14 protein-coding genes are annotated in these 17,193 nt (G+C 66.4%); 9 read left to right on the top strand and 5 right to left on the bottom strand.

All coding sequences use genetic code 11. The features are described from left to right. Positions 1-40 precede the first annotated feature (40 nt). The 4 genes from ABIE04_RS10425 (at position 41) to ppa (ending at position 6,528) form a co-directional block, all read left to right on the top strand. Complete coding sequence (locus ABIE04_RS10425) at positions 41-3,184, top strand: TonB-dependent receptor (RefSeq protein ID WP_354549618.1); 3,144 nt, start codon at positions 41-43, stop codon at positions 3,182-3,184. A 57-nt stretch (positions 3,185-3,241) separates the two neighbouring features. Continuing rightward, complete coding sequence (locus ABIE04_RS10420; protein WP_354549616.1) at positions 3,242-5,008, top strand: PLP-dependent aminotransferase family protein; 1,767 nt, start codon at positions 3,242-3,244, stop codon at positions 5,006-5,008. Between the two features lie 31 nt (positions 5,009-5,039). Continuing rightward, positions 5,040-5,894 carry a 2OG-Fe(II) oxygenase gene (locus ABIE04_RS10415; RefSeq protein ID WP_354549614.1) on the top strand — a complete coding sequence of 285 codons (855 nt, stop codon included), beginning with the start codon at positions 5,040-5,042 and terminating at the stop codon, positions 5,892-5,894. A gap of 94 nt (positions 5,895-5,988) precedes the next feature. Continuing rightward, positions 5,989-6,528 (top strand): inorganic diphosphatase, encoded by a 540-nt coding sequence (gene ppa, locus ABIE04_RS10410; protein ID WP_214556583.1) that lies wholly within the window; start codon positions 5,989-5,991, stop codon positions 6,526-6,528. Between the two features lie 144 nt (positions 6,529-6,672). Here ppa and ABIE04_RS10405 read toward each other — a convergent pair whose 3' ends face one another. Both ABIE04_RS10405 and ABIE04_RS10400 read right to left on the bottom strand, forming a co-directional pair. Then, positions 6,673-7,695 carry a DUF2333 family protein gene (locus ABIE04_RS10405; RefSeq protein ID WP_354549611.1) on the bottom strand — a complete coding sequence of 341 codons (1,023 nt, stop codon included), beginning with the start codon at positions 7,693-7,695 and terminating at the stop codon, positions 6,673-6,675. A 38-nt stretch (positions 7,696-7,733) separates the two neighbouring features. Beyond that, positions 7,734-8,642 carry a LysR family transcriptional regulator gene (locus ABIE04_RS10400; RefSeq protein WP_354549609.1) on the bottom strand — a complete coding sequence of 303 codons (909 nt, stop codon included), beginning with the start codon at positions 8,640-8,642 and terminating at the stop codon, positions 7,734-7,736. Positions 8,643-8,740: 98 nt separating this feature from the next. On the opposite strand from ABIE04_RS10400, the gene ABIE04_RS10395 reads away from it, so the two are divergent. From ABIE04_RS10395 to ABIE04_RS10385, 3 genes are read left to right on the top strand one after another with little or no spacing between them, the layout of a single operon-like run. Next, positions 8,741-9,961, top strand: a complete 1,221-nt coding sequence (locus ABIE04_RS10395) for an MFS transporter (protein WP_354549607.1) — start codon at positions 8,741-8,743, stop codon at positions 9,959-9,961. Between the two features lie 18 nt (positions 9,962-9,979). Further along, positions 9,980-11,041: an aldo/keto reductase gene (locus ABIE04_RS10390; RefSeq protein WP_354549605.1), complete on the top strand. Its 1,062-nt coding sequence runs from the start codon at positions 9,980-9,982 to the stop codon at positions 11,039-11,041. Next, entirely contained in the window at positions 11,038-12,054 is a 1,017-nt protein-coding gene (locus tag ABIE04_RS10385; RefSeq protein ID WP_354549603.1) for a zinc-binding alcohol dehydrogenase family protein, read from the top strand. The genes ABIE04_RS10390 and ABIE04_RS10385 overlap by 4 nt, the downstream gene beginning before the upstream one ends. A 37-nt stretch (positions 12,055-12,091) precedes the next feature. Here ABIE04_RS10385 and ABIE04_RS10380 read toward each other — a convergent pair whose 3' ends face one another. Further along, a complete protein-coding gene (locus ABIE04_RS10380; RefSeq protein ID WP_354549601.1) occupies positions 12,092-12,688 on the bottom strand; it encodes a ferritin-like domain-containing protein in 597 nt (198 codons plus the stop codon). A 129-nt stretch (positions 12,689-12,817) separates the two neighbouring features. Then, positions 12,818-13,468, bottom strand: a complete 651-nt coding sequence (locus tag ABIE04_RS10375) for a TetR/AcrR family transcriptional regulator (RefSeq protein WP_354549598.1) — start codon at positions 13,466-13,468, stop codon at positions 12,818-12,820. 267 nt (positions 13,469-13,735) lie between these two features. On the opposite strand from ABIE04_RS10375, the gene ABIE04_RS10370 reads away from it, so the two are divergent. After that, complete coding sequence (locus tag ABIE04_RS10370) at positions 13,736-14,395, top strand: protein-L-isoaspartate O-methyltransferase family protein (RefSeq protein WP_354549596.1); 660 nt, start codon at positions 13,736-13,738, stop codon at positions 14,393-14,395. Between the two features lie 34 nt (positions 14,396-14,429). Continuing rightward, positions 14,430-15,731, top strand: a complete 1,302-nt coding sequence (locus ABIE04_RS10365) for a TolC family outer membrane protein (protein ID WP_354549594.1) — start codon at positions 14,430-14,432, stop codon at positions 15,729-15,731. Between the two features lie 63 nt (positions 15,732-15,794). On the opposite strand, the gene waaA is transcribed toward ABIE04_RS10365, so the two are convergent. Next, a complete protein-coding gene (waaA, locus tag ABIE04_RS10360; protein ID WP_354549592.1) occupies positions 15,795-17,060 on the bottom strand; it encodes a lipid IV(A) 3-deoxy-D-manno-octulosonic acid transferase in 1,266 nt (421 codons plus the stop codon). Positions 17,061-17,193 lie beyond the last annotated feature (133 nt).

Raw genomic sequence — 17,193 nt, 5'->3', positions numbered from 1 at the left:
TCCGTATCCGACTTCCACCGCCACTGAGACGGGGAGTTACATGAAAAACCGCAAGAGCAATATTGAACACGAGTCTCGCAAACACCGCCTGACGGGGCGCGCACTGAGCCTCGCCGCTGCGATCACCCTGGGCCTGTACGGCGCCGTCGCGCCTGCACCGGTCCATGCGCAAGCCACCACAGGCAGCATTTTCGGCCAAGCCCCCGCCGGCAGCGGCGAGAGCGTGCTGGTGCGCAGCAACTCCGGCGTCTCGCGCCAGGTCGCGGTAGATGCGAACGGTCGCTACACGGTGGACTCGCTGCCGCTGGGCGACTACACCGTGACCCTGCAGCGCGATGGGCAAGCCATCGATTCGCGCTCCCATGTCACCATGCGCGTGGGTGCCGGCACCGAGGTTTCCTTCGCGGGTGCGGCGGGCGCGCAAACGCTGAGCGCGGTCACCGTACAGGCCAACGCGCTGCCCAGCATCGACGTGACCGGTGTGGATTCCCGTACCGTCATCACCTCCCAGCAACTGGCCCGCTTGCCGCTGGCACGCAGCGCCGAAGCGATCGCTTTGCTCGCTCCGGGCGTGGTCGAAGGCAGCGGCCTGTTCAACGGCTTGAGCACCACCGGCGGCTCGGTGGTGTCACTGGGCGGTTCCTCGGTCGTCGAGAACGCTTACTACATCAACGGTTTCAACACGACCGATCCGCTGAGCGGCTTCGGCGGCCTGACCCTGCCCTACGGCGCGATCGACCAGCAGGAAGTGCTCAGTGGCGGCTACGGCGCGGCCTATGGACGTTCCGACGGCGGCGTGATCAGCCAGGTCGGCAAGCGCGGCACCAACGAGTGGCATTTCGGTGGCCAGGTGCAGTGGACGCCCACCGACCTGCAGGGCGACCCGAAGAATTTCTACTACGTCAACAGTGACGGTTCGCGCGGCAATATCTACCGTCGTCGCGTCGACAACAAGTCGTGGACGACCACCGTCGATGCCTACGTCGGCGGCCCGCTGATCAAGGACAAGCTGTTCTTCTTCGCCGCCGTCGAAGCCGAGCGCGAGCAGGGCAACGGCGACTCCAACAGTGCGGCCGACCGTGGCGTGGGTCCGGTGACAGCGCCGTTCGATACCCGCACCCGCGAGGATCGGCCGAAGTGGTACGGCAAGCTGGACTGGAACATCAACGACAGCAACGTGCTGGAACTGACCGGCGCCTCCAGCAAGAATTCGTACCAGGGCACGACGTACAACTACGACTACGACAGCGACAAGCAGACCGACTACGTCGGTGGCGCCACCTCGACCAAGAACGGCGCCGACCTCTACTCGGCGAAATTCACCAGCTACATCACCGACGACCTCACGGTGAGCGCGCTGTACGGCAAGATGAAGGGCACCTATTACAGCGACACGCCCGGATTCGACCCGACCAACCCGTATCTTTTCCATCCGGAAAACCAGAACCCGGACATCACCGGCGGCGACATCATCACCAACAACCAGACGGTGTCGACGATCAACCTGCCGGGGCATCGCTCGACCAATACCAACCTGCGTCTCGATGTCAGCTACAGGCTGGGCGATCACACGCTGACGGCCGGCATCGACAACCAGAACTCGTCCAACGTCGATGCCGGTACGTACTTCCCGCCCGGCGGCACCGGCTATGCCTGGTACTACGACCGGATGACCGACGGCGACGGCAATCCGCTGCCGAACCAGTACATCCTGGGCGGTCCGGGCACCGCGGCCGCGGGCGCCGACTGGCGCAACTCGCCGTGGGTCGCCGCAGCCGGCCCCGGCAGCAACGGCTACTACGTCTACCAGTATCGCTATCACGACAACGGCTCGTTCCGCGTCGCACAGCGCGCCCAGTACATCGAGGACAGCTGGCAGATCAACGACCGCTGGCTGGTCAAGCTGGGCCTGCGCAACGACCAGTTCACCAACTACGGTGGCGACGGCCAGCCCTATCTGCGCCTGACCTCGCCGCAGTGGGCGCCGCGCGTGGGCTTCAGCTGGGACGTCAACGGCGACTCCAGCATGAAGGTCTACGGCAACGCAGGCCGCTACTACCTTGCACTGCCGAGCAGCGTGGCGCAGCGTTCGGCCGGCACCTCGCTGTACACCAGCACCTACTACACCTACACGGGTATCGATGCCAACGGCGTGCCTACCGGCCTGGCCCCGATCGATACCAGCGTCGGCGCCGGCCAGCCGCTGTCGAACAATGGTGAATACGGCCAGGGACGTGACCCGCGCACCGCGGCTTCGAACAACCTGAAGTCGGAGTACCAGGACGAGTACATCCTCGGTTTCGACAAGAAGCTGGGCGATTCGTGGGTGTACGGCGCCAAGGCCACCTATCGCAACCTGCGCAACGCCATCGACGACATCGCCGACAACGTGTCGATCATCGCGAAAATGAATGCGATGGGCATCGACCCGAACAGCTACGACGCCACCCAGGTGCCGGGCAGCATCCTGATCAACCCGGGTGCCACTTCGTCATTCAACATCCCGAAGCTGGCCGGCGGCTACTACACCGTGCAGATGGACTGGAAGAACGACTTCCACTTCAACACCACGATGAAGCGCAAGTACTACGGCCTGGATCTGTACCTGGAGCATCCGTTCGACGGCAAGTGGCAGGGCAAGATCGACTACCTGTGGTCGCGCAGCTACGGCAACAGCGAGGGCCAGGTGAAGACCGACGTCGGCCAGACCGACGTGTCGGCCACGTCCGACTGGGATTACGCGCAGATCATGGACTACGCCAATGGCGAGCTGGCCAACAGCCGGCGTCACCAGATCAAGGCGTACGGTTCGTACCAGTTGAACCCAGCGTGGATGCTCTCCGGCAACCTGACGATCATGTCGGGCGCACCCAAGAGCTGCCTCGGCCTGTATGCCAACAACACCAATCCGGGGCTGGGTTACGGCACCTACTATCACTTCTGCAATGGCCAGCCTTCGCCGCCGGGCGAGTCGCACAACCCGTGGACCTACCTGCTGAGCCTGAGCGCGGAGTACCGGCCAGAGTGGGCGCAGCGGCGACTGGGTTTCAACGTGATGGTCTACAACGTGCTTGACCAGCAGGAGACGACGCAGACCTACGCGCGTCAGGGCGTCAACTACCTGCGTCCGTTCACGGCGCAGACGCCACGCTACGTACGCTTCGGCGTGAACTACGACTTCTGATCGCCCGGAAGTGCTGAACCAGGAACACCGTCGGCATGCCGGCGGTGTTCCTGTTTTTTGACCGCCGCGAAAACTCGCGCCACCTCGGCGTGTACATGCGGAAAACAGCCGATCGACAAGGGCGGCGAAGACGATCCGCTTCGGCGCCGGCGCATTCAGCCGAAGGTCTCCGCTCCACCGCTGCCGATCGTTGTTCGCCATATCGACAGATCTGTCGACGGCATGACTTCTGCCGCACGCACCGGACCGCCGCAGCACCTAAGCTCGCTTGCCATCGCAGCGCTTCCCCCGCGTCGCGATGGAAAATCCAACGACAGCATTTCTGAAACCCCTCGGAGATCTGGCATGTTTCTCATTCTTGACGGCAATGGTCCGCAGTACGGCCAGCTCATCCGGGCCATGCGGACCGCGATTCTCAGCGGCCGCATAAGGTCGGGCTCACGACTGCCTGCCACGCGAGAGCTGGCACAGCAACTGGGACTCTCGCGCACCACCGTGCTGGCGGCCTACGAGCAGTTGCGCGCCGAAAGTTTCATCGAGGCCCGCGTTGGTTCGGGCAGCTACGTAGCGGAGCTGCAAATAGGCCAACCGCCACACCAGACCGAGCGCTCGATCACGGCCCCCTCGCGCTACGCTCATCGGGCGCGTGGAATACAGGACCGAAAGGTCGCCCAGGCACATCAGGGTTTGCGCTACAACCTGCAGTACGGCAACCCGCTGCTCAATCCCTCCCTGAGCGAGGTCTGGGGGCGCGAACTGGCGCGCGCGGCCACCTATACGCCAACCAGCGCAATCTCTTCACAGGGTTCGCTGCCACTACGCGAGCAGGTTTGCGAATACCTGGCCCGCCGACGTGGCGTGCAGGCCTTGCCCGAAAACGTGCTGATCGTCAGTGGAACCCAGCAGGCCATTTCGCTCACTGCCCGCGTGCTGCTGAATGAGGGCGACCCGGTAGTCATCGAGGAGCCTCATTATTTCGGCGTCTACCAGGCACTCATCTCCCACGGCGCACGCGTTTGTACCGTGCCCGTGGACGAGGACGGCTTGCTCTGTGCCGCGCTGCCAAGGCCGTCCCCGCCGCTGATCTGCGTGACTCCATCGCACCAGTTCCCCACCGGCGTGTCCATGTCCCTGCCGCGACGATTGGAACTGCTGCGCTATGCGGAGGCACAGCGCTGCTGGATTCTCGAGGACGACTACGACGGCGAATTCCGTTATGACGCCCAGCCCCTGGCTGCGCTGCGATCGCTTGATCAGCACGATCGTGTGATCTATGTCGGCACCTTCTCCAAAGTGTTGTTCGGCTCCCTGCGACTGGCTTACATCGTGCTGCCGGTGGCGTTGCGGGACGACTTCATCAACGCCAAGTTTCTCAGCGACTTCTCCTGCCCAGGCATCGCGCAGGCCGCACTTGCACACTTCATGGAAAGTGGCGGCTTCGAAAGACATCTGCGACTCGCGCGCAAGGAGCTCAAGGCGCGCCGCGACGAACTGATTCGCGGCCTGCAGCAATATGCGGGGCAGCGGGTGGAAATCGTCGATTCACCAGCGGGCATGCACGTCGTGGCATGGCTGCCCGGCTACGATCATGCGCAGGTGCAGCAACTGATTGATCTGGCTCATGAGCGGGGCCTGGGCCTGTACTCCATGGCGCCTCACTACATCCACGCGCCTTCGCGGCCTGGCCTGATGTTGGGCTATTGCGGCCTGTCCATCCATGAATTGCGGGAGGCCATGCAACTGTTTGGCCGCTGCCTGGATGAAATCGACATGCAGATCGCGAATGAATCGTTCGAACTTCGGCAGCGTTGCAGTGTGAAGTAAGCTCTGTACACCCCGGTCGATCCTGCAAGTCATGCACCCACGCACCACCATCAGCCCCGAATTGCGCGAATGGATCCTGGCCACGACGCGGGCCGGGCATGGTGTGCCGGAAGTGTTGCGGCTGCTGAAGGAGAACGGCTACGACCCGCGGCAGAGCCGCAGCATCGTCGCCGAGGTGCTGAAGCTGCCGCTGGCCACGCTGCTCGCCAGCACCGCCAAGGGATCGCCGCAGGGTCTGCGCACGAAACATCCCGAGGCGCCGGAGGTCTGCATTGACGGGCATGCCGTGGGCGTCTCGCTCGGCGTCGACATGCCGGCGCTGCGGGTGCTGGAAAACATCCTCAGCGCGGAGGAATGCGACGAACTGATCGAGCTGGCGCGACCGCGGCTGCAACGCGCGCTCACCGTCGACAGCGAGGGCCGCCATCAGGTGGACCAGCGGCGCACCAGCGAGGGGATGTTCTTCACCTTGAACGAAGTGCCGCTGGTCGGCCGCATCGAGCAGCGCCTGGCCACCCTGCTCGGCGTGCCGGCCAGCCACGGCGAAGGGCTGCAGATCCTGCATTACCTGCCGGGCCAGGAGTACGAGCCGCACTTCGACTGGTTCGACCCGGAGCAGCCGGGCTACGGCGCGATCACCGCAGTGGGCGGTCAGCGCATCGCCAGCGTGGTGATGTACCTGAACACGCCCGCGCAAGGCGGCGGCACGGCGTTCCCCGAGATCGGCCTCACCGTCACCGCGCGGCGTGGCGCAGCCGTGTATTTCGCCTACGAAGGCGGCGACCAGAGTTCGCTGCACGCCGGCCTGCCGGTGCTGCAGGGCGAGAAGTGGATCGCCACCAAATGGCTGCGCGAGCGGCCTTACAAGAAGCCGAAGAAGGCCTGACCACCGCCGTGGCGAGCCCGCCGTTGCTGCGTCGCAGCAGCGTTTGGCGTATTCTTGCGAACCTTCTTTTCCCCTTCATCGCCAAGGACACTCCATGGGTCTGCACCTCGTCTCCGCCGGCCGCAACGTGCCGGACGAAATCAACGTCATCATCGAAATCCCCAAGGATGCCGAGCCGGTCAAGTACGAAGTGGAGAAGGAAAGCGGCGCGATCTTCGTCGACCGCATCCTGTCCACTCCGATGCGCTACCCGTGCAACTACGGCTACGTGCCGCGCACCTTGGGTGGCGATGGCGATCCGCTGGACGCCGTGGTGATCCTGCCGCTGCCGCTGGCCGTGGGTTCGGTGATCCGCTGCCACCCGGTCGGCATGCTGAAGATGACCGACGAGGCCGGCAGCGACGAGAAGCTGGTGGTGATCCCGTCGCCCAAGGTGTTCCCGGGCTACGCGCACATCAACGACATGAAGGGCGTCTCGCCGCACTGGCTGGAACGCATCGGCCACTTCTTCGAGCACTACAAGGATCTTGAGAAGGGCAAGTGGGTGAAGGTGGAGGGCTGGGTCGGCGCCGACGAGGCCAAGGCCGAGATCGTGGCCGGTTTCCAGCGTTACCAGGATGCCATCAGCGACTGAGGCGCGCGTCCCCTCCTCAGCTACACCAGAAGCGCCGCAGACCCCCGCACCATTCGCCGCGTGATGCGCCGGTGGCGCGGGTGAAGATGAAACACGCCGCTGCACGACCAATCCCGCCGAAGCGGGAGTGGTCGTGCAACGGACTCAGCCGCGCCTGAGCAACTCGCGCAGGTCGATCAGCGCCGCATTCGCGCGCGACACGTAGTTCGCCATCACCAGCGAATGGTTGGCGAAGAAGCCGAAGGGCGAACCGTTCAGCACCATCGGGCTGTGCAGCGGGCGCTGCGCTTCCTCCAGCTCGCGGATCACCTGTTGCAGGCTGACGTCGGCGTGCTTGCTGCGCAGGATCGGGCCGAAATCCTGCTGGAACGCCTTCAGCTGTTCCAGCAGGGTCCAGGTGTAGCCGCGCGCCTCGTAGAAGTTGTCGTCGATCCTGCTCCACGAGGTTTTCACCAGCCGGCCGCCGCCGGGCGCGCGCGCCGTGCTGGCCTCGGCCGGCGCGTCGACCGAGGGAACATCGCCGAGGCGGATCTGGCCCACGCTGGCCGACAGCCGCTGCGACAGCGAGCCCAGCCGCGCCGAAGCGACCTGCAGGTAATCGGCCAGGTTGTCGGCGCGCGCGTAGAAGTGCGCATTGCTGTCGTCGCTGTCGCCGAGCCGGCCCAGATAGCCGTCCAGATGCTTGATCGCCTTGCGGTACTGGCTCTCCGAGCTGGGCAGCAGCCAGCGGTCGTTCGGACTGTTGAGCAGCGGATCGGCCTCGGCCAGATCCTTGTCCTCGGTCGACTGCGTCTGCGAGCGGCTGAAGTCGTTGCGCAGCGCACGCACCAGGTCGCGCGACGCGGTCAGCGAACCGAATTCCCAATTGGGAACGTTGTCCATGAACACGCCCGGCGGCAGCTTGTCGTTGCTGAGGTAGCCGCCGCGCTTGTCGAGCAGGGTGCGCACCGAGGTGATCAGGGTGACCGTGGTAGCGGCGCCGGTGCTGGCCGGTCGCTTCAGTTTCTGCATCTGCGCCTGGGTCACCGCCGCCGGCTCGAACAGCGGCGGCTCGCTGTCCCACCACCACATCAACGCCGCCACGCACAGCACCAGCAACGCGAGCAAGGCCAGGATGGCGCGGCGGATACCGTGACGCGGCGGGTTCGAAGTGTCCTGGCTGTGCATCGGGCGACTCCTGCGGGGGATGGTCGAAGCTTACAAGCTCAGCGCTCCCACGGCGGATGCTCGCCCAGCCGCTCGGCCAGGAAATCCACGAACGCGCGCACCCGTGGCGGCACCAGCCGGCGCTGCGGCATCACCGCGTGGATGCCGGTGGCGGCGATCGGATAGTCGGGCAGCAGCACCTGCAGCCGGCCGTCGCGCAGTTGCTCGTGCACGTGCCAGACCGAATGCAGCGCGATGCCGAGCCCGGCCACCACCGCGTCGCGCAGCAGTTCTCCCTGGTTGCTCTCGAAGCGGCCCTGCACCCGCTGCGCGATTTCGCGGCCCTTGCGGTCGGTGAAGCGCCAGATGTCCTGCCGGCCCTGGCTGCCGACCAGCAGCAGGCAGTCGTGCGTTGCCAGGTCCGCCGGCGTGCGCGGCGTGCCGTGCCGCCGCAGGTAGTCCGGCGAGGCACACAGCACGCGCCGGTTGGTTGCCAGCTGGCGCGCGACCAGGCCGGAATCGCCCAGCGCGCCGACACGGATGCCCAGGTCGAAACCCGAGCCGACCAGATCCAGGATCTGGTCGTTGAGGTTCACGCTGAGCTTCACCCGCGGATGCAGGGCGAGGAACTCCGGCAGCAGCGGCGAGATGTACTGCTGCCCGAACGAGGCCGGGATGGTCACCCGCAAGATGCCGCTGACCTCGGTGGCGGACTGGCGCAAGCCGCCGGTAAGCGCTTCCAGATCCTCCACCAGCGCGCGTCCCTGCTCGGCGAGCGCGGCGCCTTCGGGCGTGGCGTGCAGCTGGCGCGTGGTCCGGTGCAGCAGGCGCACGCCGAGCTCGCGTTCCAGCCGCTTGAGGCGCTGGCTGGCCACCGCCACCGACAGGTCGAGGCTGCGCGCCGCGGCGCTGATCGAGCCGAGGTCGAGCACGCGCAGGAACAGGCTGAGGTCGCCGATGCGATCCATGACTTTCAATCATTTGTTGATAATGATTAGCCATCCTGGTGGTTTTTGGCGAAAAGGCAAGCGCCTAAGCTGCGCCTCTTTTCCTCCGGACGACCCTGATGCGCTCTCTTTCCCCCCGACCCCGCACACCACTGGCGCTGTACGCGCTGACCGCGGGCGCGTTCGGCATCGGCACCACCGAATTCGTGATCATGGGCCTGTTGCTGCAGGTCGCCGCCGACCTGCACGTCGGCATCGCGGCCGCCGGCTTGCTGATCTCCGGTTATGCGCTGGGCGTGTTCGTCGGCGCGCCGCTACTGACCGCGGCGACCAGCCGGCTGCCACGCAAGACCGCGCTGGTCGCGCTGATGCTGATCTTCACCGTCGGCAACCTGGCCAGCGCGCTGGCGCCAAGCTACGGCGTGCTGATGATCGCGCGGGTGATCACTTCGCTCGCCCACGGCACCTTCTTCGGCGTGGGCGCGGTGGTGGCGACCGGGCTGGTGGCGGAGGACCGCAAGGCCTCGGCGATCTCGATCATGTTCACCGGCCTGACCGTGGCCACCCTGCTCGGCGTGCCGGCCGGTGCCTGGCTGGGCCATGCGTTCGGCTGGCGCGCCACGTTCTGGGCGGTGACGGCGATCGGCGTGCTGGCCACCGCGATCATCGCCACCCTGGTGCCGGCCGACCGCGGCGACGCCGCGCCGGTGCGCTTCATGGAGGAGTTGAAAGGCATCGCACGGCCACAGGTATTGCTCGGCCTGCTGGTCACCGTGCTCGGCTTCGCCGGCGTGTTCGCGGTATTCACCTATATCCAGCCGATCCTGACCCGCGTCACCGGCTTCGCCGACAGCGCGGTGTCGCCGATCCTGCTGGTGTTCGGCGGCGGCCTGGTGATCGGCAACCTGCTCGGCGGCCGCCTCGCCGATCGCGCCCTGGTACCGACCCTGCTCGGCTCGCTCGCGGCGCTGGCGATCGTGCTGGCCGCGATGACGTTCGCCCTGCACAGCAAGCCGGCGACGATCGCGTTCACCGGCCTGCTCGGCATCGCCGCGTTCGCCACCGTGGCACCGCTGCAGTTGCGCGTGCTGCAGCAGGCCGCCGGTGGCGGCCAGGTGCTGGCGTCGAGCTTCAACATCGCCGCGTTCAATCTCGGCAACGCGATCGGCGCGTGGCTGGGCGGCGCGGTGATCAGCCACGGCCCAGGCCTCGGCGCGGTGACCTGGGCGGCGGCGCTGGTCACCGTGCTCGGCTTCGCCGTGGCGCTGTGGAGCGTGCGCTCCAGTTCCCGGCCGGTACGCAGCGCGACCGTCGCGGCCTGCACCGACAGCTCACTTTGACTTCGAAGGACTGCATTCATGGACTACCGCTATCTCGGCACTTCCGGCTTCAAGGTGCCCGCGCTCGGTTTCGGCGCCGGCACGTTCGGCGGCAAGGGGCCGCTGTTCAGCGCCTGGGGCCACACCGATGTCACCGAGGCGAAGCGGCTGATCGACATCTGCCTCGATGCCGGCGTGAACCTGTTCGACACCGCGGACGTCTATTCGGAGGGCGCGTCGGAAACGATCCTGGGCGCCGCGCTGAAGGGCCGACGTGAGCAGGCGATCATCTCGACCAAGATCTCCCTGCGCGCAGGCGATGGCCCGAATGACGCCGGCGCCTCGCGCCATCATCTGATCGGCGGCGTCGAGCGCGCGCTGAAACGCCTGGGCACCGACTACATCGACCTGCTGCAGCTGCATCACTTCGACGCGATGACGCCGGTGGAGCAGGTGATGTCGACGCTGGACGACCTGGTGCGCGCCGGCAAGCTGCGCTACCTCGGCGCGTCGAATTTTTCCGGCTGGCAGCTGATGAAATCGCAGGCCGCCTCCGACAAGCTGGGCTACTCGCGCTTCGTGGCGAACCAGACCTACTACTCGCTGGTCGGCCGCGACTACGAGTGGGAGTTGATGCCGCTGGGGCTGGACCAGGGCCTCGGCGCGATCGTGTGGAGTCCGCTCGGCTGGGGTCGGCTCACCGGCAAGATCCGCCGCGGCCAGCCGCTGCCGCCCGGCAGCCGCCTGCACGACACCGCCGGCTTCGCGCCGCCGGTGGACGAGGAACGGCTGTATCGCGTGGTCGACGCGCTGGACGCGGTGGCCGCGGAAACCGGCAGGAGCGTGCCGCAGGTCGCGCTGAACTGGCTGCTGCAGCGGCCCACCGTGTCCAGCGTGCTGGTCGGTGCGCGCAACGAGCAGCAGCTGCGCGACAACCTGGGTGCGGTCGGCTGGGCGCTCGATGCGGCGCAGGTTGCGCGACTGGATGCTGCCAGCGCGGTGATGCCGTCGTATCCTTACTATCCCTACTGGAACGGCATGTTCGCCGAGCGCAATCCCCCACCGGTGCCGTTCAACGTCCCCACGGAGCCGCCAGCATGAAAGCCGTCGCACTCACCCGCTACCTGCCGATCGACGATCCGCAGTCACTGCTCGACGTGGAACTGCCCACGCCCGTACCCGGCGCGCACGACCTGCTGGTGCGCGTCGAGGCGGTGTCGGTGAATCCGGTCGACACCAAGGTCCGCTCGCCCAAGCCGCTGATCGAGACGCAACCGAAGGTGCTCGGCTACGACGCCGCCGGTACCGTCGAGGCCGTCGGCGAATCGGTCGACGGTTTCCAGCCGGGCGATCGCGTGTACTACGCCGGCGACGTCACCCGCCCCGGCAGCAACGCGCAGTTCCAGCTGGTCGACGCACGCCTGGCCGGCCATGCGCCGCGGTCGCTGGACCTGGCCGAGGCAGCGGCGTTGCCGCTGACCGCGATCACCGCGTGGGAACTGCTGTTCCAGCGCATGCCGTTCGACAGCGAGCACGGCGGCGAAGACAAGTCGCTGCTGGTGATCGGCGGCGCCGGCGGGGTCGGCTCGATCGCGATCCAGCTGGCGCGACGCGCCGGTTTCACGGTGATCGCCACGGCGTCGCGCAACGAGACCACGGAGTGGTGCCGCACGATGGGTGCGCTGCACGTGGTCAACCATCGCCACGCGCTGGCGCCGCAGTTGGAAGCGCTGGGCTTCGGCCAGGTCGACGCGGTGCTCAACCTCGCCGATACCGATCATTACTGGGACGCGATCGGCCAGCTGCTCGCGCCGCAAGGCCACGTCGGCCTGATCGTGGAACCGGCCGGCGCGCTGAGGATCGGCGACCCGTACAAGGCCAAATGCATCGGCATCCACTGGGAATTCATGTTCGCCCGCGCGCGCTTCAACACCCCCGACATGGCCGAGCAGGGCCGCATCCTCGAACGGGTCGCCAGCTTGATCGATGCGGGTGAATTGAGCGGCACGCGCACCGAAACCCTGGTGCCGATCAATGCGGCGAACCTGCGCGAGGCGCATCGCCGGCTGGAGTCGGGCAGCACGATCGGCAAGCTGGCGCTGGCCGGCTGGTGATGCGTCGCGCGGCGCGCATGCGCGCCGCCGCGCACGATCAGCCGCGCTTGCCGGCGGCTTTCCGGGTCGGCGACGGCTTGGCCGGCTCGCCCTTCTTGCCGAGCTGTTCCAGCAGCGTGTTCATGTCCTCGGCATGCTCCTCCTCCATCGCCAAGATGCCTTCCAGCACACGGCGGGTGGTCGGGTCGTCGGTGCCGACGTAGCTGATCATCTCGCGGTAGCTGTCGATCGCGATGCGTTCGGCAACCAGGTCTTCCTTGATCATGTCGACGATGTCCTCGCCCTCGACGTAGTCGGAATGGCTGCGGCTGAGCAGGCCTTCCGGCGACAGGTTCGGCTTGCCGTCGAGCTGGGTGATGCGCTCGGCGATCAGGTCGGCGTGGCCCTGCTCCTCGTTCGCGTGCTGCAGGAACTCGGCCTTGATCGCCTGCGAGTGGATGCCCGAGGCCATGTAGTAGTGGTACTTGTAGCGCAGCACGCAGACCAGCTCGGTGGCCAGCGCATGGTTGAGCAGCTTGACCACGGTAGCCCGGTCCGCACGGTAACCTGCCGTCATCGCGCCCTTGTCGATGTCTTGGCGCGCGCGCTTGCGGATGTTCTCGATGTCGCTGACGAACGGCTTGGTCTTGGCCATGGCTTGCTCCTGCGGACGTGGGGATGGGTACCGATGGACATGCGGTACCGTCGAAAGTCGCAGCCTAGGAACGCGCATGAAAAAGCCAGGTGAAGAGAACTTCACCTGGCCCGGTTCAAGCGTATCGATTCAACGCGGCTGGTAGGCGCGCAGGAACATCTCGACGCCGGCTCGCGCGGTGCTTTCGATTTCCTCGGTATAGCTCTCGGGGCATTCGGTGCAACCGAACATCTGGCGCATCATCAGGTTGCCCTTGATCAGGCTGAGGAATTGCCCGCTGGCGCGCGCCACGTCGTCGATATCGAGTTGGCCGGCGTCAACCGCCTGCTGCAGCAGGCGTTCCATCAAGCCATGTGTACGCTTCGCGCCCTCTTCCCAGATCAGCTTGCCGTAGCGCGGGTTGCCCTGGCGGCAGTCGCTGAGAATGGCGCGGAACGTACCCACGGTCTCGGCGTTGCAATCGAGGTGGGCATGGGTCAGCGCCACCCGCAGCAGGGTGGCGCGGATGTCGGCGTGCGGATCGAAGAAATAGGTCTCCTCCGGCAGCAGGTCCTGGATGCGCGAGCGGATCACTTCGCGGAACAGGTTGTCCTTGTCGCCGAAGTGGCTGTACACGGTGAGCTTGGACACGCCGGCATCCGCCGCGATCGCGTCCATGCTGGTACCAGCAAACGCGTTGCGGATGAACAGGGCCTTCGCCGCCACCAGGATGGCCGCACGCTTCTCCATGTCCTTCGGGCGACCGGGACCCTGGGGCCTGATTTGCGCGCTGGTATTCATGCCTCCACCTTCCCAAACGGAAACTCTCGCTTTATTATACGTGGCGGTTCAATTATTTTCCAAGTTGGCGTCGGAACCACGGTTTCGAGGCCTTTCCGCTTGCGCGCGGCAACGGGTGACGCCCGTCAACCCCTTGCGATGACTTCCGGCACTTCGTGGCCTGCCATGCAACCGGCAGGCTTGTCACTGTCGGGGCACGTCATTGTAGGGGCAGGCGCAAGCGCTTATCCTTTTTGACCTTTTTCGATCCGCACGGGACACGAGCAGATGGCGATGAATATCGAGCAGGCGCGACTCAACATGGTGGAAAACCAGGTGCGCCCGTGGGAAGTACTGGACGGCCGCGTGCTGGACGTGATCAGCCGCGTGCGCCGCGAGGATTTCGTCGCCGCCGAACACCGCCAGCTGGCCTTCGCCGACCTGTGCCTGCCGCTGGGTCATGGCGAAGTGATGATGAAGCCGGTGGTGGAAGGCCGCGTGCTGCAGGCGCTGGAGCTGCTGCCCACCGACCACGTGCTGGAAATCGGCACCGGTTCGGGCTTCCTCACCGCCTGCCTGGCCACCCTGTCCGCCCAGGTGACCAGCGTCGACATCCATGCCGATTTCACCGCGGCCGCCGCACAGCGCCTGCAGGCCGCCGGCATCGCGAACGCCAGCCTGGCCACCGGCGAGGCGGTCAACGCATGGCAGCCCGATGGCCTGTTCGACGCGCTGGTGGTGACCGGTGCGGTGCACGCGATCCCGTCGCGCTGGCTGACCTGGCTCAAGCCCGGCGCGCGCGCACTGGTCGTCCGCGGCCAGTCGCCGGTGCAGCAGGCCACCTTGCTCACCCACGAGGGCGCCGGCCGCTATCGCGAGGAAACCCTGTTCGAAACCGATCTGCCCTACCTGACCCACGCCGAACCGCCGCAACGGTTCGTGTTCTGATTTCGCCCCCGAATCGATCCCCACGAGGCACTCCATGCGTTTGAAGCTGCTCACTCTTGCACTGGCCCTGGCCGCCATCTCGCTGCCCAGCCACGGCGAGGATCTGCTCGATGCCTACCGCGAAGCGCGCGCCAATGATCCGGTGCTGTCGCAGGCCGATGCCACCCGGCTGGCCATCGGCGAAGGTGTGGACCAGGCGCGTGCGTCGTTGCTGCCACAGATCGGAGCAAGCATGAGCCTCAACCAGACCAACGGCGGCAACCAGATCGGCCACAGCCGTTCACGCGCAATCAAGGGCACGCTCAGCCAGACCGTGCTCGACTTCAGCAAGTACGCCAACCTCAAGGCCGCCCATTCGGCGGCGGATGCGCAGGACGAGCAGTACCAGGCGGCAGCGCAGGACCTTTACGGGCGCGTGGCGGCAGCCTACTTCGGCGTGCTGACCAGCGAGGACGAACTGACCTATGCCAAGGCCAACGAGGACGCCTTCCGCCAGCAGTACGAGCAGTCCGACCAGCGCTTCAAGGTCGGCCTCTCGGCGATCACCGACGTGTACCAGGCCAAGGCCTATTACGAGGCGGCCAAGTCGCAGACCATCGCCGCGCAGAATGCGCTCAACGATGCGCGCGAGGCGCTCACCCAGATCACCGGCAAGCCGACCGGCGACCTGAAGAAGCTGCGCGACGACCTGCCGATGCAGCCGCCGGCGCCGGCCGACCAGGAAAGCTGGGTCAAGCAGGCGCTGGAAACCAATCCCAACCTGCTCACGCAGAAATACAACGTGGAGACGGCCCAGCACAACATCAGCGCCGCGCGCGCCGGCCACCTGCCCACGATCACCGCCGGCATCAGCTACGGCAAGGGCGCCGGCTGGTCGGAGAGCGACGCCTCCGCCCGCTATCGCGACCCGGCCTCGACCACGATCGGGTTGACCTTGAACGTGCCGATCTTTTCCGGCGGCGCGACCCAGTCGTTCGTGCGCCAGTCGATCTACCAGCGCGATGCCGCCACCGACGCGATGGAAGCGCAGCGGCGTCAGGTAGTACGCGACACGCTTAACTATTATCGCTCGGTGATCGCCGGCATCGCCCAGGTGGAATCGGCCAAGGCCTCGGTGGAATCCGGCCGCAAGGCGCTCGAGGCGACCCGCGCCGGCTTCGATGTCGGCACCCAGACGATGACCAACGTGCTGCTGGCCATCCAGACCCTGACCTCCTCGGAAAGCAGCTATTCGCAGGCCCGCCACCAGTTCATCCTGAACAAGCTGCTGCTCAAGCAGACCGCGGGCACGGCCGGCCTGAAGGACATCGAGGAAATCAACGCGTTGCTGCAGTAAACCGCCGCGCATCGCACGCGAAGGCGGCCGGGCCCATGCCCGGCCGTCCTGTTTTGCGCGCCGTCATTCCTGCAACAGCGTGTCGATCAGCCGCATGACCCGCTGCACTGCGCCGCGCTCGCGCTCGAACACGCGCTGCGCAGCCTGCCCCATCCGTGCGCGCTTCGCTGCATCGAGCAGCAGTTGCAGCACGGACGGCCCCAGCCGCTCGGCGTCCGCCACGCGTTCGGCGCCGCCTTCTTCGATCAGGCTGCGGGTGATCTCCTCGAAGTTGAAGGTCTGCGGCCCTACCAGCACCGGCACCGACAAGGCCGCCGGCTCCAGCACGTTATGGCCACCGATCGGCACCAGGCTGCCGCCGACGAAGGCCAGGTCGGACGCCGCGAAGAACGGCATCAACTGTCCCATGGCGTCGATCACGAAGACCTGGTGCGATGGCGATGGCACGCCCTCGAGACTGCGCGTGGCGGCAGTGAAGCCGAGGCTGCGCACCGCATGCTCGACCGCGCGGAAGCGTTCCGGATGGCGCGGCGCGAGCAGCAGCAGCGCATCGGGCAACCGCTTCAATACCTGCAGGTGCGCTTCCAGTACCGACAGCTCCTCGCCCTCGTGGGTGCTGGCCGCCATCCACACCGGCCGCCGCGGACCCCAGTGCCCGCGCATCGTCGCGCCTTCGGCCACCGCGCCACCCGGTATCGGCATGTCGAACTTCATGTTGCCGGTCACCAGCACCTGCTCCGGATCGGCGCCGAGTAGGCGATAGCGCGCGGCGTCGGTACGCGACTGCGCGGCGATCAGGCGCACGCAGCGCAATGCCGAACGCAGCAACCCGCGCAGCGGCTTGTAGCCGCGCAGCGAGCGTTCCGACAATCGCGCGTTGACGATCATCAGCGGAATGCCGCGCTTGCGGCAGGCGTGATACAGGTTCGGCCAGATCTCGGTTTCCACGATCAGCGCCAGCCGCGGCCGGACCTTCTTCAGGAAGCGGCCTACCGCATACGGCAGGTCATACGGCAGGTAGACGTGGAACACGCTGTCGCCGAACAGTTGCTGCACGCGCGCCGTGCCGGTCGGCGTGACCGTGGTGACCACCAGCGGGGCATTCGGATAATCCCGGCGCAACGCCTTGATCAGCGGCTCGGCCGCATTCACCTCGCCGACCGATACCGCATGCACCCACAGGCTGCCGCTGAAGCCGGGTGGATCGAAGAAACCGAACCGCTCCGGCCAGCGCCGATGGTAGGGCCGCGAACGCACACCACGCGCCAGCAGCCGCAGCACCAGCAGCGGCGTCACCAGGAACATCGCGAGGGTGTAGAGATAGCGCAACGTCAATGCCCGTCAGTCCAACGCGGCAGTATACGAGAGCAGGTGAGCGGGAAGGCACGAGGCTGAAGCATGCGACACGCTGCCACCCGCCGTTCCCGCTTCCCCGCCTCCACTACAATGCGCACGATGCCCG

The organism is Rhodanobacter soli (assembly GCF_040548735.1).
Lineage (GTDB): Bacteria > Pseudomonadota > Gammaproteobacteria > Xanthomonadales > Rhodanobacteraceae > Rhodanobacter > Rhodanobacter soli_A.
This window is presented reverse-complemented; position numbering and strand designations above follow the sequence as displayed.